This is a genomic window from Microcoleus sp. N9_A1 (genome assembly GCF_036701795.1).
GTDB lineage: Bacteria > Cyanobacteriota > Cyanobacteriia > Cyanobacteriales > Microcoleaceae > Microcoleus.
Map to the genome: position 1 here is coordinate 1 of NZ_JAUBRI010000058.1, position 19,932 is coordinate 19,932.

A 19,932-nucleotide genomic window follows, 5' to 3' on the forward strand; every position below is an offset into this window, starting at 1 on the left:
ATTAGACCTCTTGCAAAAATAATTAGGACGGGCTCTCCGGCCCATCCCACAAGAGTGATTTTTTCTTGTGGGATGGGCCGGAGAGCCCGTCCCATTAACTGATGAAAAGGATTTTTGCAAGAGGTCTATTGAAAGTATATAGACGCGATTGTCAAGGAGTGGTGGAGCGATCGCATTCAGTAGACTTGAGTTGCACTCAATCGCTTTCAATCATAGAATGAATCTGCGTCCATCAGTGTTTATCCGCTTGAAATCTGCGGTTAACTGAGCGATGGAATATTTATGCAACTCAAGTCTACTTTGAAAAATCGAGTAAACAAAGTATATGGCATCAATGGTTCCCAGAAGCCGATCGCGCAAAAGAGGCAAATCACGCGATTGAGGAGGCGATCGACAATGATAATTTTTTTTGCAATTTAAAATAGATGAAACATTTAAAATCAAGTTCCGCCGACTTGCGGGATTTATTCAAAGACAGCATTACAGTTAAATATCTGGCGGAACCGCTAAAATCTGTACCCGCTTGCGAAGATGCAGCTAAATTGCGATCGTGGATGGAGGCCCGCGATTTTGACGTGCTGGGGATCGAAGAAAAGGGCACGGTTTGCGGCTATGTAGAACGATCGCACTTAATGACAGGCAAGTGCAGCGACTACCAGCAAATTTTTCACCCCTCACAATTAATCGCCGCCGCCACTCCTTTAATGGAATTGCTGCCGCTGCTGCGAGAAAAACCCAGATTATTTGTCTTGGAAAGTAACAGGATCAACGGTATCGTTACCTGCGGCGATTTGCAAAAAGCACCGGTGCGGATGCTGCTGTTTGGATTGGTGACGCTTCTGGAAATGAATTTATTGCGAATCGTGCGGATTTACTTTCCCCAAGATTCTTGGCAAAAATTGCTTAAGGGCGATCGCATCTTAGCCGCCAAACACCTTTGGGAATCGGGGCGATCGCGAAATGAAGCAATTGACTTAATCGATTACCTGCAATTCTGCGACAAGCGAGATTTAATCCTGACTTCTGCTGAAATAGTCGATCGGCTGGGGCTCAAATCCAAACGCTACGGGGAGCGTTTTTTAAAGTCAGCAGAAGCATTGAGAAACAAATTAGCTCACGCTCAAGATTTAATTAACGGTTCTTCTTGGCCGGAAGTAATTTTTTTAGCTCAGGAAATAGAAGCGCTTTTGCAGCGTTGCGAAGAAATTGAAATGGCCGCCCCTAATGAAGTAGAGAGCATTTAATTCTAGTCTTAGAGATAGTTTTTCTTTCTTGAGTTGCCATTTCAATTGCCTATTTTGATAGAGGAAGGTGCGCCGAAGCGCACCCTACATTTAGTTTTTAATTTTTAGTTTCCTGTTAGTATACTGAGGAACCCAGCCTTGAGCACTGGTGTAATACTGCAAGGCTTTCAAGTACAGCGACGGAGTGAGATAAAACCAATGTTCGGTATTGGCAGGCACTTTAATGTATTCTGCAGCTTGCAGCATTAATTTTACCTGAGAGCCGTTAGAATACACAAACCCAAAAACGCATTCCCCAGCTAAAATGTGAAGAACTTCTGCATCTGTGTGGGTATGAGTGCGATCGCTTTGAGTCATCAGCGCGTAAATCTGCTGCGAACCTGGATGCAGCACTTTTAAGTCGCACCACTGATATCCGCTGACGCGCTTAAACTTTTCAAACTCGCTATTAAATGCTGCGAGAATCTGCTGTTTTTCTGTAACATTGAGAATGTCTTGAACCAGCAATTCTTGAAACGCCGGATTTTCGTTTGTGGGCAGGGAATCGATCTCAATATTTAAAACTGCCAGTTGACTCGCGATCGCCCGGATATCCGTATATGTTCTACCGTCTTCTAGTTGCAGAACAGCCATATTACCACCTAATGTGTTGAGCTTTGAGGGAAATTTAGTTTCCATTTTTAAGCTGCTGTTTTAAGCTTGGGTCAAAAACTAAACTCCTGCTTTTTTCAATAATAGCCGATCGCTAAAATCCTATATCTACCCTCATAATCATCAAAGAATTACCACAGATGAGATGATTTGTTGAGTTATTTAAGTTTTATTTCTAATTCTCAGAGTCTGGCTGGGAATGCAGATCCATAGGCTGTGCCTATTTTTTAGGGTTCAATGTTTAAACGGGCGATCGTTCAGTTGACAGTTGACCGCAAGATAGCGACCTCTACCTGGAAGGAAGAGGATTGGAGTAATGAATAGTCTTCTTTTAATTTCTCCCGCTTATGGGTTCCGGCTTTAAACCAATTTTTTTTGGTAAAACACCGCCTACAGCATGAAAAGACAGAAACACAGCCTCAATCTATAAAATTCCGGTCAGTTTCGCTTACAATACAAGACTAAACCTCAAAATTACGGCGCAGCCTAATTGCTGCTACTTTTATGTCTCTACCTATAGTTGCTATTATTGGACGCCCCAATGTAGGCAAATCGACGATCGTCAACCGTTTAGCCAACAGCCAAGACGCGATCGTCCACGACGAACCAGGAATCACGCGCGATCGCACTTACAGACCAGCATACTGGGGCGATCGGGAATATCAAGTCGTAGACACCGGCGGGCTAGTATTCGACGACGAGACAGAATTTTTGCCTTTAATTCGCGAACAAGCAATGGCCGCCCTCGCAGAAGCCAGCGCAGCCATTTTCGTAGTAGACGGAAAAACCGGACTCACAGGCGGCGACGAATCCATCGCCTCTTGGCTGCGGGTGCAAAAAGTCCCGATCATTCTCGCCGTCAACAAATGCGAATCGGAAAATACAGGACTCACCCAAGCAGCAGACTTTTGGACATTGGGACTGGGAGAACCTTACCCCATTTCCGGGATTCACGGTAACGGCACCGGTGAATTGCTAGACCAATTAATGACTTACCTTCCCACAGAAGTAGAGCCAGAAGTAGATGAAATAAAAGTAGCAATAATCGGTCGTCCCAACGTCGGCAAATCGAGCTTGCTAAACGCATTTCTCGGAGAAAACCGCGCCATAGTCAGCCCAATTTCCGGCACAACCCGCGACGCAATTGACACCATAGTAGAACGCAACGGTCAAACCTACCGCCTGATCGACACAGCCGGAATTCGCAAAAAGAAAAACGTCGAATATGGTGCCGAATTTTTCGGAATCAACCGCGCTTTCAAAGCCATCCGCCGCGCCGATGTCATACTGCTAGTCATTGACGCAATTGACGGCGTTACTGATCAAGATCAAAAATTAGCCGATCGCATCAGCCAAGAAGGTCGAGCCTGCATCATCGTCATCAACAAATGGGATGCCATAGAAAAGGACAACGACACCATCTACGAGTACGAAAAAACAGCAAGAACTAAACTGTATTTCCTCGACTGGGCAGAAATGATCTTTGTCAGCGCCATGAGTGGACAGCGAGTTGAAAAAATCATTGAATTAGTAGACAAAGCCTCCGACGAACACAAGCGTCGCGTCCCCACCGCCGTGATTAACGAAGTCATAGAAGAAGCCACAAGCTGGCACTCAGCCCCAGTTACCCGCCAAGGAAAACAAGGCAAAATCTATTACGGTACTCAAGTGCGATCGCAGCCACCGACGATTGCGCTGTTTGTCAACGATCCCAAACGATTCACTGAAAATTACCGTCGCTACATGGAAAGCCAATTCCGAAAACACCTAGGCTTTACCGGTACACCAATGCGACTACTTTGGAGAGGCAAAAAAGTTCGTGCCACCGAAATTAGCACAACCAACAGAGCACTGCGCGTCAAGTAATTTTAGATTTTAGATTAAAGAAAAAACGCAGTTTAATAATCAAAGCAAATTGCGTTTCTTTCTTTTTTTTCCTTCTTTCTCTTACTTCGCGTCCTAGTGCTTACGCACCGCTTCGCGTACTGCGTCTTCGCAGTTCAATAAATTAGATCTCTTGTATAAGTCCTTTCTTGATACAGAAACCGCAGATATAAGGCAGATAAACACAGACAAACGCAGATAATTTCAAGATAATTTTGGAATGAATGCAAGAGGTCTATTGATATTATTAAAAATCTCAAATCGACAACATGGATTTACTTCGCTCGCTTCCTATCGGACTCTACCTAGAACAACCAGTAACCTGGCTTCACCGGCTAGACTCTCGCGTAAAACTAGCCTGGTTGATGACATTTCTGATTGCGCCAATACTCGCCAATCCCATCTGGCGGTTGATGCTAGTAGGAATGTTAATCGTACTGACACTAACCGCAGCAATTCCCTTGCGCGTGTGGAAACAGCAAATGGGAATGCTGCTGCTATTCTGTCTATTAGTATTTTGCCTCAGCGCGATCGCCCCCGACGGACTCCCCTCAGAACACCAGCCCCGCATCCCCGCCGACGAATTAACCTTTTCCCAACAGCCCGCAACTCTTCCACCCCGTGAAGAGCCCAAACCCTGGTACAAACCTTTTAACTTAGGCTCAAACTCCCCAATCCCCAATCCCAAAGCCCAAAGCCCAAATCAACTCCCCCAACCCACAAACTACCGTTACGTTGTACTCAAACAAGGCCCGATTAAAATCACCCGCAAATCCCTAGATTTAGCTATCAACGTCAGCACCCTATTTTTTACAGTAATTTACAGCACCAACCTCTATCTCCTTACCACAGCCAGCGAAGAAATCACCAGCGCCATTGAAAACTTAATGCAGCCGCTGCGCCGCTTGAATTGGCCTGTTACCGAAATAGCCTTAACATTAACTTTATCTTTGCGATTCATTCCCCTAGTATTGGAAGAAATACAAAATTTAGTGCGATCGGTCAGAACCCGAGCGATAAACTGGAAAAAACTCGGATTTCGCAGCGCCGCTCAAGTGTGGTTGATGATAGCTGAGCGGCTGTTAGAAAACTTGCTCCTGCGAGCTGAACAAATTGCCAGCGCCATGAAAGTTCGCGGCTTCACCAGTCCCGATCGACACCGTGTAGAATGGCACCAGTTGCAATTGAAAATCCGAGACTGGATCGCCCTCGGCTGCTTGCTCGTCCTCTGGAGCGCCCGCTTGGCTTGGGGTTGGGACAGTTGACGGTTGACAGTTGACGGTTGACAGTTGACGGTTGACAGCTTGCCCGAAGAGCAAGGGAGAAGGGTTGACAGTTGACAGTTGCATAGTACGGAAATCAAACTATTTATGCTTGACGGGTATCGGCCACCTATCAAAGCAAAATTGATACCAGTTTCAAATAAGAATACAACTGTAGGTGGACTCCAAACCCATATCCAGTCAGTCATCCCCAAATCTAAAATCTAAAATCTAAAATCCTATGAGATGCTCCCACGCCTAAGTCCTGCTAAAGTAATGGAGATAAATATTTAGAGAACCAAGACCTTGAACATCTATCTTGGGACAGATATCGTATATGTTCCCCGCATTCAAGCCGCATTAGACCGGTTTGGCGATCGCTTCCTCGAAAAAGTTTACACGCCCGCCGAACAAAGGGATTGCGGGCAACTAAATTCTCAACACAGCAGCATTAAAGGTAAAATGAATCGAGTTTCCTGCAACCAACTAGCGGGGCGCTGGGCAGCAAAAGAAGCCGTTGTCAAAGCTCTAGGCACGGGATGGCGGGGAATACGGTATGCAGATGTGGAAATTCGGCGCTCCCAAAACGGTGCTCCCAATGTGCAACTGCACGGAACCGCAGCAGCACAAGCCTCTGTTTGGGGAAATTGCCAGTGGCAATTGAGCCTCAGCCACGACGGAGACTATTGCACGGCTACGGCGATAGCCCTTTGTACCCCGCCGTCAAACAACGCCGTCGGGCGATTCGCAAGCGAAACTAAAATCTAAAATCTAAATCTTTAATCTAAAATTGATCGATTGTGAGCGTGAATGACTACCGAAACTTACCTGAATCATCCAAACTTTGGCCTCCTCTTCAGGGTATCCCAGGTTGAAGACAGCCAAGAATTATTTACCACCCTATACGCTCAGCGCCTGTTTTTTTTGGTGACAAACGGCCCGGGCGGGCTGAGATTTGAACCAATCAGCCGCTCCGATGCTCGCCTCATGGTCGAAATTCGCCTGCGAACCCTGCGCCGCAGCGGTCAATATCAGGAGTACGACCAATTGCAGACCATTCACCAGCGCACGTTTCAATAACGAAAATCAGTAATTTGTTAATTGGTAACTCTCTTAATTTTCCTTTCCTCCAGTCAAGAGCGTTGAGTACCCATGACCATTGCCTCTCGAATTAACAGCATTCGCCAACTATTGCCCGAATCAGTGCGGTTAATTGCCGTTACCAAACAGGTACCGACTGATGCTATCCGGGAAGCTTATGATGCCGGTATCCGGGATTTTGGCGAGAGTAAGGTTCAAGAGACTGCCGAAAAACAAAGCCAACTGCAAGATTTACCGGATATCAACTGGCACTTGATCGGCCACTTGCAAGCCAACAAAGCCGCCAAAGCCCTAGAGCATTTCCAGTGGATTCACTCTCTCGACAATTTAAAAATCGCTCAGCGACTTTCGCGCTTGGCGGGGGAAATGTCCTGCTCTCCCCAAGTCTGCCTGCAAGTCAAAATGTTGCCAGACCCGGACAAATACGGCTGGAGCGTTCCAGAACTGCTGGCCGACCTTCCAGAACTCAACAAATGTCAGCATATCAAAATTCAAGGTTTGATGACAATTCCTCCGCTGGGATTAGATGACTCGCAAATCCTAGAATTATTTAACAGCACTCGCGAACTTGCTGACAAAATCCAGCAGCAAAATTTGCCCTGCATTCAAATGCAGCAGCTCTCGATGGGGATGTCGGGAGATTATCATTTGGCAATTCAAGCAGGTGCTACTATGGTACGGCTAGGACAAACCTTATTTGGCTCTAGGAGGGGATAAATAATTGAAATCTTCTGATAAAGACAATTTGGGGTAAATATAGAGTAGTCAGCCACCCGCGACTAACGCGCAACGCGAGTATAGTCGGGGCAGCAAAGTCGTGAAGGAGCGTGAATCATGAATATTTTTTCTAAACTGCGAGATTTTGTAGGCATCAACAATGAGCCTGAGTACGATGACGTGTACGACGAAACGGAAGGGGAGCGCTATCAGAACTTCTACCAAGCGCCTGAACCGAACCCCGCTGCCGTCGCAGCAGCAGAAGAAGAACGTCGTCAAAATCGTAGAATGCGAGAGCGGTCAGTAGTAGGATCGACAGGTATGGATGTTGTTGCACCAACCGGGGGAGTAGGGTCAGTAATGAATAACGTGATTGGAATGCCTGGAGCTATGAACGGGATTTCGGAAGTTGTAGTAATGGAGCCGCGCACTTTTGAAGAGATGCCGGCAGCAATTCGAGCTCTTAAGGAACGGAAGTCTGTGGTTTTGAACCTGACGGTGATGGACCCAGACCAAGCGCAAAGAGCTGTGGACTTTGTGGCGGGCGGTACTTATGCCCTTGACGGTCATCAAGAGCGAATTGGCGAAAGTATTTTCTTGTTTACGCCTAGCTGCGTACAGGTGAGAACTCAGTCTGGTGTGGTTCACGAAGTGCCTCCTGCTCAAGGACGGCCCCGTGCTGCTGCTCCTGCACCGACAGTCTGGCCGGCAGAACAAGCTCCAATCGCTCAGTAGTTAGTTGACAGTTGACAGTTGACAGTTGACAGTTGACAGTAGTTAGTTGACAGTTGACAGTTGACAGTTGACAGTTGACAGTAGTTAACAGCTAATAACTGTGGAATAAACACTGCAGATTAATAACATTAGCTAACAATTAAGTAACCAATGACAACTGACAACTGACAACTGACAACTGATAACTGATAACTCAAAAGTGACTAATGACTAACATAAAATTTGGTACGATCGGCGGCGGGGTAATGGGAGAAGCTCTCTTATCCCGCTTAATAGCAGAAAAAGTTTATTTGCCTTCAGAAATATTGGTGAGCGAGCCTGGGGTAAAGCGCCGCGAGTTTTTAACTGAGAAATACGGGATTGGAACAACAGCCAGCAATCTAGAAGTTGCTGTCGCTACAGAAGTGCTGTTTTTGGCGATTAAACCGCAAGTTTTTGATACGGTGGCTTTGGAGTTGGCTGTGGCAGCCGATCGCAAACAGGGAAATAATGGAGAAACGGCTAATTCCCAGCCAGAAGCGCTGGTAGTGTCGATTTTGGCAGGAGTGCCACTCAGCAAGCTCGAACCAGCTTTTCCCGGGCGGGGAGTGCTGCGTGTGATGCCGAATACTCCGGCAACGGTGGGGGCGGGCATGAGCGCGATCGCTCCGGGAAAACTTGTGCAACCGGCTGATTTAGAATTGGTAAAGCGCATCTTTGGGGCTGTGGGAGAAGTGGTAGAAGTGCCTGAGAGTATGCTGGATGCGGTGACAGGGCTTTCTGGTTCCGGGCCTGGTTATGTAGCAATTTTGATCGAGGCCTTGACAGATGGCGGAGTTTGTGCAGGTTTGCCACGGGCGATCGCCTCTCAATTAGCTTTGCAAACTGTATTCGGTACGGCGAAGCTATTGCAAGAAACGGGAATGCACCCAGCAGAATTGAAAGATCGAGTTACAAGTCCCGGCGGCACAACTATTGCGGGTATTGCTAAATTAGAGAGTAACGGCTTTCGTTCGGCGCTGATCGAAGCAGTGAAAGCAGCTTGTTTGCGTTCTCAAGAATTGGGTAAATAACAACAGAGAATTTAAGATGGCTTATAGCGACTTCAAGTTGAAGGAACTTGTCAAGCAATTCGATTTAACTCTCAATGAAAACCAAGATTTATTTGGCGATGCGCCAGAAGTAGAGCCTAGCGAAAATCTTAAATCGTGGTTGCTAGAAAATTCAGGATTAGCAGTAGACATCAATACAGAAAAAGCTCGTTCAGAACTGATTGTCGCACCGATTTTACTTGAAGTTAGGCGGCAAGTAAATTATCAAATTAGTTTATTTTCCGGCTCGGAATTTAATGTAGATCCTGAAAAAGGATTGAACGGAACCTGCGATTTTTTGGTAAGTTTGTCGCCGGAACGCCTATTTATCAGCGCTCCTGTAATTGCCCTTGTAGAAGCTAAAAAAGAAGATATTAAAGCAGGGTTGGGGCAGTGCGGTGCCGAGATGTTAGCTGCTCGGTTATTTAACGAACAGGAAGGAAATAACATTCCAACTATTTATGGAACCGTGACATCGGGTACTGTATGGAGGTTTTTGAAATTAGAGGGCAATCTTATTTAGTAATTGCTCAACTACCCCCCTCCCCTGAAACTGCCTCAAGCGAGACAGTTTCAGATTGTGAATTTTAAGCAAAAAGCTTCTTCTTCAATAAAATCAACGAGAGAATGAGGGTTTTAGCGATCAAAACGGAAAAATGAAATAATTGTGTTCAAACTTTGGAATACTTGCCTACAAAGGGTTTCAGAGATTTTATTTTTGTCCGTAGGGGGGGGTTGAGCAATTACCTTATTTATATCGATCCGATCGAATATTACCTGAGAGATGTGGGGAAAATTTTAGGTATTTTATTAAGCGCTATTGGGAGAGTGCAAAAATAACCAGAATCTCCTTGATATCGCGGGCGGAATCGCTGGCGAGGCTGTTCCTCCGAACAATTGAATCGATCGTCCGTGATATCGTTTCCGGTAGCATCCGAATCCTATGTTTGATAATTTTAGTGCGAGCGTCCTCGCTCGCGGCGTGGATCGCGAGCGAGGACGCTCGCACTTTATAATTGGGATGCTACCGGATTTGATATGAGTTCACTCGCACTTTAAACGAGCCGCCTCCGCTGTCGGATATTTGACGGGAACAAAAGCGAGACCGAACCGCTCTTTGGGACATTCTACAATATGTACTAAATCGCTGGGAGGATTTTTGCGATCGCCATTTGTCTGCGAGTTAAACTCAATGGTTCCTGTTGCTCCCTCTGCGCTAAAATCAGGAGATGAAAGCATTTGTTGCATTCCTTCGCGGCTGGGTTTTGGCTGCATTTCCAATGCTTTTACGAGCGCGCGAATCGCATCGTAAGCAAAGGCTAGGCGGGTATTTCCCTCTTCTCCCCACAGCGATCGAACCTGTTGGGGAAATTCTTTGTTTGGACTACTTAAGGGATGCCAGCCCACAGAAAAGATGAGTTTTTCCAACAACTTTTGCGGTTGCTGGGAAGCAAATTCCAACATTTGCGGACACATCAGCATCCATGACCCGACAATCCAATTGCGAGAGCCGTTAAGTTTTATTATCTCAAAGGCGTTGTTTAGGGATCTGGTAACATGAAGGTCTGGAACTAACACGATCGCAGTTTCTCCGTTAGCCTGGATTTCCTTTATTGCTCTTTCGGCATTGAAGTCTGTTTTAGATATATCGAAATCGCGAATCCAGACTATTTTTCCTCCTCGGGCATCTCGAAAATATTTTTTGTACTCTTCCACAAAAGATGCGCCGAATGGGCTTTCCTGATTGTATAAAATTGCTACTTGTTTTTGATTTTTTTCTAGGAGGTATTTCGCTAAATCTCTAGCGATTAAACAGGTCGTATATTGAGTGCGAAAGAAATTTTTTTTAGGCTCGTATGTCAGCTCTTCCGTGGCTGCACCCGGAGAAATTAAAACCAGATTATTGTTATGGTAAATATCTACGGCGTGCATCGTCATCTCGCTGCTAGCGTGACCGACAACTGCTAAAATCTCCGGTCGATCAACCAATGAAATTGCTCTTTTTTTTGCCTCTTCTTCATCATTCGAATCGTCAGCAATAATGACTTTAAGTCCTTTGCCGTTAATGGCTGTACTTGGTAAAAAACCCCGACCTGGAAAGTCCCGATCGCTAGCATTAGACAGTCCCAAATTAACTTCTGTTTGCGCTTGAGCCACTCCGCGCAGAAATTCTTTCGCCTGAGAACCAAGCTGAGCAAAACTGTCCGGATTTCTCCGACAAATGGGAAGGGCTACAGCAATTGTGTAATAAGGATCGTTGCCGCTCTCCAGACAAGCATTGTTCGTGTAAATTAAAGTTTCTGGATCTTTGCCGTATTCTTTCTGCCACGATTCTTTGAATAAATTAAAAGCTTTCTCTGAATTTGAAGCTGCAAATTCTTTAACTCCTCTTTGCTTTAACCGAGGACGAGAACTTGTCAGGAGAATTTTTTCTCCGGCGCTTAAACCCTCTGGGAGGACTAAACGAGGGTTTGAGGCCAAAGGTGTCCTGCTGTCACTGGCGATCATCGAATATTCCGCTGCAACTGTGGCAGTCTTAATTGGCAGAATAACTCTCAATTTCCTGCTGCGCTTGCGTGGCGGCTGCTGTACTCTCGACTGCGGTGAGGGAGATTCCGCTAGCGATCGCAAATCCTGCAAAACATCAGCAACAGATTGATAGCGATCGTTAAAGTGGTAGCGCACCATCTTATTTAAAACTTTTTTCAGTTTGTCGCTAATTTGGACGATCGGGCGATCGCCAGTGGAGTAATGCCAGACGAGTTCCCCAGTTTTTTTATGATGCAAAAAGTCTTCAATATCTAACCCCGCGATCGCTTGGATACCGATGATTCCCGCAGCATAGATATCGCTGTTAAACCTTGGCTGATTTTGCCACTGTTCCGCGGGCATATAACCCTCTGTACCAACGGCACGAGTTTGAGTTATTTGACCGTTCTCGATCGCCAAAGTGCCGATCGCTTTTACAGCCCCAAAATCAATCACCGCAATTTTACCGTCAAGCTTGCACCGGATTAAGTTTGACGGTTTCAGATCGCGGTGAATAATCCCTTGAGAGTGGACGAAATCTAAAACTGACAAAATGTCCAGCAATAAATCAATAACTTCTGACTCCTCAAACTGCCTGCCTGAACCGATCTCTTTGTTCAGCGGATTTCCTTCGATGTATTCTTGGATCAAGTAAAATTTTTCATTTTCTTGGAAGCGATCGATTAACGTGGGAATGCGCGCACAATTATCCAGGTGTCTGAGGGTTCTAGCTTCTCTTTCAAATTGCTGTTGTGCTTCCTCCAACAGCCGCCCATCCTTAGATTGAGGCGGCGGAATTTCTTTGACGACACACAGGGGATTTCCGGGGCTGCCTAAAGCGTCGTTAGCCGTATAGGTTTTGGCAAACCCTCCCTGCCCTAATTGACCGATAATTCGGTAGCGATCGCGCAGAATATCCCCTGGATTCAGGCACATAAGTTTTTTACAATCTCTCGACTCGCCACACTCGTTGATATTAATTTTACCATCGGGCGGGGACGGGTTCATCACAAATTTGGGTAGAAACCCCGTCCTTTTAGGACGGCTTTATATTAGAATGTAATTGGTCAACGACCCACCCGAGACGATGGATCAAACAGCCTATACGAGCGAAGTTCAGCCTTGTGCTGGCGGCGAAGCAAAATCGGTAGACCGGGAAAAGAGGATAGGGCAATGGAAGTCTAACCCTAGAATCACAACTACGAAGAATTCCGTTTGGTATTCGACACGTAAAAACCGCAGGGCTTGCGGGGTTAGTCTGTGGAGCGAACATAAGACCAAAACTCTTTGAGGGTGGAGGCAGTTGCGAAGAAGCAGAAACTTAAGTCGCGAGGCTTAAGAATCACCGTACCTTCAGGTCGGTGAGTATGTCAAAGAGATTAACTTACAAGTATGTAACGCCGGCGTATAGCGGCGGTTTCGTTACCGCGCTTTTAGGGCGGCGTTACTGTAAGTTTTGCAAAGCTTGGAGTGCCTCGGTTGCTGACGGGTAACGCAGCGGAAAATGGTAGCGCACCATGTTGTCTAAAAAGCAGGCAAACGGCGAACTAACCTCTGCTTTTTCCCGCCAAATAATATCGCCAGTATCGGGATTGACTTTGAGTTTTTTAGGAGGCAAACCCGTCAGGGCTTGAATTCCCAGCAAACCGACAGCGTAGAGGTCGCTGCACAATTTCGGCGAACCATGTGCTTGTTCCGCCGGCATATAATCTCTGTGAGTTCCGCCCCGCGATTTCGTTTGACCCCGACTATTCTGCGAGAGGTTAATTTCTTTAACTGCCCCGAAATCAATTAACACCATTTTGCCGTCAGCAGCCCGCCGAATTAAGTTGTGAGGGTGAACGTCGCGGTGGATGACATCGTGCTGGTGAACGAAGGCGAGAATTTCTAAAATATCTTGCAATAAAGCAGAGACTTCCTGTTCTTGCCAGGGTTTACCGTCGCTCAATTCTTGACTCAAAGGTTGCCCTTCGATGAATTGATTTATTAAATAGAAATATCCCTCTTCCTCAAAACGAGCTAACAGTTCCGGTATGCGATCGTGCTTGCCCAACCTTCGCAAAACTCGCGCTTCCCGCTCAAACCGCTGTGTGGTTTCGCTCGACTGACTTTTCAAGCGTTTGACTGCACAAAAAGTGCGATCGGGAACATCTTCATCTTCACCAAGATAGGTATCGCTAAATTCGGTACTCACCAAATGTTCGGTAATTCGGTAACGCATTCGCAGTTTTCTCTCCAGCATCGGATCTGGCGGTACAGGGGGTGGATTTTTTTGTACAGATTCCGACTGCACGCTTTGCTGTGCTACTCTCATCGCGCTGTCCCACAAATTTGCTCTGCGAACTCTTTCTTCTGGCCCAACAATTCCTGCATTCCTCAATACCTCTGTCAGCAATTTCCACAAATGGTAAGCAACATATCGCGCCAAGTAGTGTACTGTATATCCGCGCGCGATCGCATAATTTTCCCGAATTTCTTGGTAAGTGAAACCCTCTAAAGCTCCTTCAATAATTGTCTGCTGCAAGCGGCTCAAATGTTCGCCTCTGTGTTCGCATACCAAATTATCTAGAAGGTGGGCTGCTTCTTGTACACTCACCCGAACGATTGTGGCTGATTCCGCATTCATAAGTTTCACACTATTCGTTATTTTTACAGAACTTGTGCAGACAGACGCCGAGAAATTTTCACTTCGGTCGATCGCGTATTTAGCCCTAAATGTTGGCAAATCCTGTTCGATGAATCTATGACTATTATGATATTGGCTCTTTTGTCTACCCTTTGCAACATATTTTCACAAATATGACTTTTATGAACTCAAGGTTATGACTTTTATGAACTCAAAGTTATGAATATATGAATTGACTTTGAGAGAGGCTTATTTAATCATGTTGACATCCGAGATTTTACGCGGAAATTTTTTATGGCTTTAAAACCCGATCCGTCAGAACAGCGGCGATTAATTGGCGACAATACATCCGAAGTCGTTACTTTGTCGATCGCAGATGCAACTAATTTTCCTTTGGGAGGTTGGATGCTCGGAGGTGACGATCTAGTCACCGGCTCAACAGCTAATGATTTGATATTTGGCAATGAAGGGGAAGATATTATCAGCGGGGAGTTGGGCAACGATTCTTTATTTGGGGGAAAAGGAATAGATCTACTTGAAGGAAATGAGGGAAATGACTCTCTCAGCGGCGGTCAAGATGCAGATTTGCTTACGGGTGATGCGGGAAACGATATTCTCTTGGGCGGTAGAGGCAATGATTTCTTAGCCAGCGGTAACGGAAATGACACTCTGGTGGGAGGTTTGGGTCGCGACTTTTTAGCCGCCTTGAATGAAAATAATTCAATCAAAATCGGGGGCAGCAACTTGTACGTCCTCCAAGCAGAACCCGGAGTTACAGATGTCAATAATGCCGATGCTATTGCAGGTTTCAGAGTAGGTGCCGATCGAATTGGATTGGCAGGCGGTTTGACTGCTAGCGATGTAGACTTGCAATACGTGACAAACGTGACACTCTTATTGGGGTTTGATGCACCAGAAAGTTTCAATCAAGTTTTCGCGCCAGGTGTATTCGATCCTCAACCGATACAGAGTCAAGGCACTCTAATTAAAGTTAGGAATTCCGGCGACATAGTAGGCTTTGTGGCAAATGTAAGTGTGGCTGAGATTCAAGGGAGTATTATCTCTGCTCAGGGATTCTAAGCTGTAGAATGCGCTGCAAAGCCTCCTCCAAAAGCTTAAATCGAAGATGGGACAGAGAAATGGTAATCTGCAACCAGCGGTACAACAATACTAATTATTAATCGCTAGCTGCTGTTTCCAATTTCTCTCCAATCCTCGGTTCAGTACCGTTCAGCAGACGCTGAATATTGCTGCGATGCCGCACAATTACAAATACGCCACCCGCAATGCCAAACAATACATAAGCCAGGGGCTGATGTAAAGCAAACATCAATCCAGCAACGCTAATTGCCCCGATAATCGAACTTAAAGAGACAATTCGCGATACCGCAAATACTATCCCGAAAATTCCGAAAGTTCCCAAACCAACAGGCCAGTACAAACCCAGCAAAACTCCCAAACTCGTCGCCACAGATTTGCCGCCGGTAAACCCCAGCCAGATTGATTTGCTGTGGCCTAAAACAGCAGAAAAACCAGCCAAAGTTGCCATCCAAGGGAGGAGAGTTGCAGTATTTTCTAAACCGGCGGCGGTTGCTAGCTGCTGGGTAAAAGTGAGAGAATAAATGTAGCGGATTAGGACGATCGCACTTACCCCCTTCAACACGTCAACCAGCAACACCCCCAACCCCGGCCACTTCCCCAAAGTCCTCAATACGTTAGTCGCACCAGTCGAACCCGAACCAACCTCTCGAATATCAATTCCCAGCATCCATTTCCCCAAGGCGTACCCAGTCGGAATCGAACCTAGCAGATAAGCTGCTATTAGCAATGCGCCATTTAAAATTATCCAGCTAGCCATTTTTTTATTTGAGATTTCGTGTATTTTTACAATTTGCAACCTTTCCCCTAGCATAATTAGCAATTAGCAATTAAGTAGGTGGTACAAATAAACATTACATGGGGAGGAGCGGGTTTTGCCTTCATAAAGTGGCTTGTCTCATAGATTATTAGCTAAACCCGCCCCTACAAGATATTGTGTGTTTTTTCCGCCTATCCAATCAGCAATTAGCAATTACCAATTACCAATTACCAATTACCAATTATTACCCAATCAAAAATCCTTAGCCGTCGTCAAAGTTTGCGGGTCAGAAGCAAAGGCCAACCACAGCGGAAATTGCAGCAGTGACAAACTAATTAAATCCTCAGTTTCATCAATGACAATTAGCGGCAATTTGCCATCTTTCACCAGTCGATCGGCTTTTTGAGCCAAAGCTTCCGCAGACTCAAACATAATAATCCCCCTTTCCGGGCCAAAATCGCTGCGAGTAATGCCCAAACAGTCCTGCAAACCCCGACGCCACTCTCCCAAACGTTCGGGACTGTTGGCGAGCACCAAAGTCCGCACCCGCCCGCCGTAGACGCTTCTGAGCACAGAAATAATTGTCGAAGTAATCAAGATATTTTGCAAGCGCGAACCCATAGTCCGCAAAGCGCCCCTTCCTCCTTGAGTGAAAAACCAGTTAGAAACTCGTTCCGCGTGGATCGGTTCAAAAGTGCGGCGGAGTTGCCAAGGCGGGCCGTAGTAGTCGGGGAGAGTGCGGTATTGATCGAGGGTGCGGCGAATTTGTTTGGCTTGTTCTTGAAATCCTTGTTCGGCAAATCTGGGATTTACTGTTGCTGAGGATTGAGACTCCTCAGCAGGAATTTGCTTGGGTGTCTCTTGCACCGGTGGCGTCAAATCTAAGATTTCCGCAGTGGCGGCCAAATCCTGCAAACTGCCTACTAGATAGTCTTTGAAACCCTGAACTCGAATTGCTAAATCTTGGGAAACCCCGGCAAAAGTTGTTCGCATTTCCTTTTGAATTCGATCGCGCCGGCGTTCTAGTTTTTCTACTTCGATTTGTAGCGCTTGTTTGCGGTGATCTAGTTGAATCAAGCCGTCTTGTACCAAACGCCCGATCGATGCTTGAGCGGAACCCAACGCTTCTATAGCATTAGCTTTGTCGGCTTCCAAGGCGGAAATTTTTTCTGTCAAAGCTTGTTCTTGCTGCTGCAATTCTTTGACTCTCAGGGCCAACTGTTCGGTAACATTTTCTGGGATGTGCGTTACCGTTTCTGCGGTTGCTGTTGGCTGGGAGTCTATTGGAAGCGAACTTTGAGCGATCGGACTTTCTGAGGAGCCATTGTCGGTGTTGGCCGGAATTTGGGCTGCGGCGCCTGCTTCGTCCACGAATTGGGCGATTTCGGCATCTTCCTCGCCCAGCGGCGGGTCTGTTTCTGGCGGGAGTTGGGCTGGCAGCTCATTTTCGTCGATCCACAAATCTCGAGTTTGAGATAGAAGTTGGTACTCCCTCTCATTCACGGGTAAATCGACTTCGCCGTCACCGCTTGGGGCGGCTGGTTGTGGTTGCGGTTCTTGGGTTGGAGATTCGTCTGAATTCATGGGAAATTTGGTTCGGCGTAGGGCACGGAAAAGTTAAAAATTAAAAATTAACAACTTTTTTAGTCTTGACGGGGACAGCGCTGTTCTAAGCAGGTCTGTAGCATTTTACGATCGAACAGAACCGGCAGAAAGTGAATGCTGTTAATTTCTTTGAAATAGAACAAAATCGGCACAGCGGGCCAAAATATCCGCCAATTTTGCCATTCTCGGTAAGGAAAGCGGCGGATTAAGTTGGACGATCGATAAATGTCCAAATCTGTTGGGGTAAATTGCAGCCGGATGGTGGCGGCTTGGTACATCAGAAACAAGCCGAACACAGAAAGTGGCAAACTCACCCACTTCTGCACGAACAGCAGCGGTACGGCCGCCAGTACCAAAACTAGGGGAATCGCATAACTGGGAGCGAGTTCGATCGTACTTGTGGGCGCAGTCGAAGAGGCAGTTGTATTCACGGGTTTAAATCAGAGGGTAGTAAACGAATGTTGCCAATTATTCATATTTTATCTTTTTCCTAGCTTACAAGCCTTTGAGTACGCTAGAGCCCGTCCCCTGAAACATCACCCAAGTCATGAAAAAGTTCACAATAAAAATAGCCAGTAAAGCCGTCACCACGGCCGTAGTAGTCGATTGACCGACGCCTTTTGCCCCGCCGGTGGTGGTCAAACCCCAGCTAGTGCCGATTACAGCAATCAAACCACCGAATACAAAAGCCTTAATTGCCGCGCTGCAAATATCCCACAGACTCAGGAAATTGCGGACTGATTCTAAAAACACGCTTTGAGAGATGCCGTACATCGTGGTAGCAATCAGCAGTCCGCCCATGATGCCGGTGACGAGACACATGATCGTTAAAATTGGCAGCATCAAGCAGCAAGCCAGGACGCGGGGAATTACTAAGTAGTCGATCGGGTCTGTTCTGAGCATCAGCAGGGCATCTATCTGCTCTGTGACTTGCATCGTGCCGATTTCCGCTGCAAAAGCCGAACCTACCCGTCCCGTCACGATGACGGCTGTTAAGACGGGGCCGAGCTCGCGAGTCAAAGACAAAGCCAAAACGCCACCGACGACATTGCCGGCCCCGAGGTTAATAAATTCCCTCGCTACCTGAATAGTAAATACCATGCCCACAAAACCCGCAGTCAGCAAAGCAATCAGCAGAGATTCCGGGCCGACTGCGGCCATTTGGTCGAGGGTGTTACGGCGGTGAATTTTGCCCTTCAGCAAGTGCAGCATGACTTGGCCGCCCAATAAAATTGCTGCCAGCAACCGCTGACTCCACAAACTTAAGCTCGAAGATGTAGTGGTACTCAAGGGGATTTCAAGTGTAGAACAACTGCCAAAAATGAAATCTATCTACAAATCTTAAACAACTTTCTTCTCTAAGATTTAAGATTTCTGACAGAACCGGCCACTGAGGGCGATCGCTGCCTATCGTAGAAAAGGACAAGTTTTGTTTGCTTGTACCTTTCGGCAGTTTAGCTGAATTTACTGACTCTTATGAGCATTTTTCCCAATTTTCTTCGCTCTGTACTGCTGACCAGCCTGTTGAGCTTTGTCGCCCCCTTATTGTTAATCGGCGCGGGATTGACTAGCTTTTCGCTGATCGGCTTCGTGCCTGCTCTCCAAGGAGTTGGTCGTTCTGGAGAAGACCTGATTTTGCAGTTCTTAGCTACTTTCGGCAGCGGCTGTCCCCTCCAGGGCTTTTTCGTCATTGGTCTAACTTTTGGTTTGGTGGGTGCTTTGTTTGATACCTACGCTTCTTTTGGGCACTCACGATGGAGTTAACCAACCTGCGATTTTAGATTTTAGATGGGAATTGCGCGATCGAATCTAAAATCTAAAATTGCTAGGTTCGGGTTGGATCGGATACCCGCACCTAGGATGATTTTACAATACCGATCGCGAATGTTCGGAAATGCGATCGGTCTTTTTGCGGAAAACCGAATCCCCCAGTTTCGGGAGCTGGAATATATTAAATACAGGTTGAGTCAAGTGTTTCTCAACTCCTAAAAACTTCAGATAGTCGAGGTATTAGTTATGGCACTTATTCGTTGGGAACCTTTGCGGGAAATGGACTCCTTGCAGCGAGAAATGAATCGGTTGTTTGATAGCTTGACTCCGGCAACCGATCGCACATCTAACGGTGTTGCTTTTGTACCCGCCGCCGAACTCGATGAAACTCCCGAAGCCATCCACCTTAAATTAGAAGTTCCGGGCATGGAAGCTCAGGATTTGGACGTGCAAGTCACAGCAGAAGCGGTTGCTATCAGCGGCGAACGCCGTCAGGAAACTAAGACTGAAGACAAAGGCATGACTCGCTCTGAGTTCCGCTACGGTTCGTTCCGCCGGGTGATTCCTCTACCCACGCGCGTTCAAAATGACAGCGTAGAAGCTGAGTACAAAAATGGAGTTTTGCACCTGAATTTGCCCAAAGCGGAAGCAGAAAAGAACCGCGTGGTGAAAGTGCAACTCGGCTAATAAATAATTGTTGGCTAATTGCTGATAGATAGGGCGTGCGGTGCGCGCCCTATTTGTTTTGGGAATTGGGCATTGGGAATTGGGCATTGGGAATTGGGCATTGGGAATTCGGCCTTGCGAGTTTGAGGAATGATTCTTCCCTCTTCCTTCTTCCTTCTTCCTTCCATCCGTTACATCGGTTACATCCGTTACA

Annotated in this window: 19 protein-coding genes; 12 read left to right on the forward strand and 7 right to left on the reverse strand. The window is 46.5% G+C overall.

The window, feature by feature from the left end:
- Window positions 1-425: 425 nt before the first annotated feature.
- A complete protein-coding gene (locus QUA58_RS22965; RefSeq protein WP_333253703.1) occupies window positions 426-1,244 on the forward strand; it encodes a hypothetical protein in 819 nt (272 codons plus the stop codon).
- A 90-nt stretch (window positions 1,245-1,334) separates the two neighbouring features.
- Here the strand turns inward: QUA58_RS22965 and QUA58_RS22970 are convergent, their stop codons facing one another.
- Window positions 1,335-1,922, reverse strand: coding sequence for an acireductone dioxygenase (locus QUA58_RS22970; protein WP_333253701.1), 588 nt, complete (start codon window positions 1,920-1,922; stop codon window positions 1,335-1,337).
- A 477-nt stretch (window positions 1,923-2,399) separates the two neighbouring features.
- Between QUA58_RS22970 and der the strand changes: the two genes are divergently transcribed.
- The 8 genes from der to QUA58_RS23010 all read left to right on the forward strand — a co-directional run bounded on the left by der (window position 2,400) and on the right by QUA58_RS23010 (window position 9,187).
- Window positions 2,400-3,761: a ribosome biogenesis GTPase Der gene (gene der / locus QUA58_RS22975; protein WP_333253699.1), complete on the forward strand. Its 1,362-nt coding sequence runs from the start codon at window positions 2,400-2,402 to the stop codon at window positions 3,759-3,761.
- Window positions 3,762-4,048: 287 nt separating this feature from the next.
- The gene (locus QUA58_RS22980) at window positions 4,049-5,044 is read left to right on the forward strand and encodes an energy-coupling factor transporter transmembrane protein EcfT (protein ID WP_333253697.1); all 996 of its coding nucleotides are present in this window, start codon (window positions 4,049-4,051) and stop codon (window positions 5,042-5,044) included.
- Window positions 5,045-5,347: 303 nt separating this feature from the next.
- On the forward strand, window positions 5,348-5,809 hold the full coding sequence (gene acpS / locus QUA58_RS22985; protein ID WP_333253695.1) for a holo-ACP synthase: 462 nt from the start codon (window positions 5,348-5,350) through the stop codon (window positions 5,807-5,809).
- Window positions 5,810-5,851: 42 nt separating this feature from the next.
- Complete coding sequence (gene pipX / locus QUA58_RS22990; protein WP_006634205.1) at window positions 5,852-6,121, forward strand: transcriptional coactivator PipX; 270 nt, start codon at window positions 5,852-5,854, stop codon at window positions 6,119-6,121.
- Between the two features lie 72 nt (window positions 6,122-6,193).
- Window positions 6,194-6,859, forward strand: a complete 666-nt coding sequence (locus QUA58_RS22995) for a YggS family pyridoxal phosphate-dependent enzyme (protein ID WP_333396178.1) — start codon at window positions 6,194-6,196, stop codon at window positions 6,857-6,859.
- Between the two features lie 117 nt (window positions 6,860-6,976).
- A complete protein-coding gene (locus tag QUA58_RS23000) occupies window positions 6,977-7,594 on the forward strand; it encodes a cell division protein SepF (RefSeq protein WP_333315277.1) in 618 nt (205 codons plus the stop codon).
- Window positions 7,595-7,800: 206 nt separating this feature from the next.
- On the forward strand, window positions 7,801-8,646 hold the full coding sequence (proC, locus tag QUA58_RS23005) for a pyrroline-5-carboxylate reductase (RefSeq protein ID WP_333253691.1): 846 nt from the start codon (window positions 7,801-7,803) through the stop codon (window positions 8,644-8,646).
- A 16-nt stretch (window positions 8,647-8,662) separates the two neighbouring features.
- A complete protein-coding gene (locus QUA58_RS23010) occupies window positions 8,663-9,187 on the forward strand; it encodes a hypothetical protein (protein WP_333253690.1) in 525 nt (174 codons plus the stop codon).
- Window positions 9,188-9,708: 521 nt separating this feature from the next.
- Here QUA58_RS23010 and QUA58_RS23015 read toward each other — a convergent pair.
- Together QUA58_RS23015 and QUA58_RS23020 are read right to left on the reverse strand one after the other, a co-directional pair.
- Window positions 9,709-12,201 carry a bifunctional serine/threonine-protein kinase/ABC transporter substrate-binding protein gene (locus QUA58_RS23015; protein WP_333253688.1) on the reverse strand — a complete coding sequence of 831 codons (2,493 nt, stop codon included), beginning with the start codon at window positions 12,199-12,201 and terminating at the stop codon, window positions 9,709-9,711.
- 436 nt (window positions 12,202-12,637) lie between these two features.
- The gene (locus QUA58_RS23020; protein ID WP_333396180.1) at window positions 12,638-13,819 is read right to left on the reverse strand and encodes a serine/threonine-protein kinase; all 1,182 of its coding nucleotides are present in this window, start codon (window positions 13,817-13,819) and stop codon (window positions 12,638-12,640) included.
- Between the two features lie 294 nt (window positions 13,820-14,113).
- Here QUA58_RS23020 and QUA58_RS23025 point away from each other — a divergent pair, with 294 nt between their 5' ends.
- Complete coding sequence (locus tag QUA58_RS23025) at window positions 14,114-14,899, forward strand: calcium-binding protein (protein ID WP_333253684.1); 786 nt, start codon at window positions 14,114-14,116, stop codon at window positions 14,897-14,899.
- 97 nt (window positions 14,900-14,996) lie between these two features.
- Here the strand turns inward: QUA58_RS23025 and plsY are convergent, their stop codons facing one another.
- From plsY to QUA58_RS23045, 4 genes are all read right to left on the reverse strand, one after another.
- Window positions 14,997-15,677 (reverse strand): glycerol-3-phosphate 1-O-acyltransferase PlsY, encoded by a 681-nt coding sequence (gene plsY / locus QUA58_RS23030; protein ID WP_333396182.1) that lies wholly within the window; start codon window positions 15,675-15,677, stop codon window positions 14,997-14,999.
- Window positions 15,678-15,929: 252 nt separating this feature from the next.
- Complete coding sequence (locus QUA58_RS23035) at window positions 15,930-17,261, reverse strand: DUF3086 domain-containing protein (protein WP_333396183.1); 1,332 nt, start codon at window positions 17,259-17,261, stop codon at window positions 15,930-15,932.
- 59 nt (window positions 17,262-17,320) lie between these two features.
- On the reverse strand, window positions 17,321-17,713 hold the full coding sequence (locus tag QUA58_RS23040) for a DUF3119 family protein (protein ID WP_333253678.1): 393 nt from the start codon (window positions 17,711-17,713) through the stop codon (window positions 17,321-17,323).
- Window positions 17,714-17,777: 64 nt separating this feature from the next.
- Complete coding sequence (locus QUA58_RS23045) at window positions 17,778-18,572, reverse strand: MlaE family lipid ABC transporter permease subunit (RefSeq protein WP_333253676.1); 795 nt, start codon at window positions 18,570-18,572, stop codon at window positions 17,778-17,780.
- Between the two features lie 186 nt (window positions 18,573-18,758).
- Between QUA58_RS23045 and QUA58_RS23050 the strand changes: the two genes are divergently transcribed.
- Window positions 18,759-19,046 carry a hypothetical protein gene (locus QUA58_RS23050; protein WP_333253674.1) on the forward strand — a complete coding sequence of 96 codons (288 nt, stop codon included), beginning with the start codon at window positions 18,759-18,761 and terminating at the stop codon, window positions 19,044-19,046.
- 252 nt (window positions 19,047-19,298) lie between these two features.
- Window positions 19,299-19,739 (forward strand): Hsp20/alpha crystallin family protein, encoded by a 441-nt coding sequence (locus tag QUA58_RS23055; protein ID WP_333253672.1) that lies wholly within the window; start codon window positions 19,299-19,301, stop codon window positions 19,737-19,739.
- Window positions 19,740-19,932: the final 193 nt, after the last annotated feature.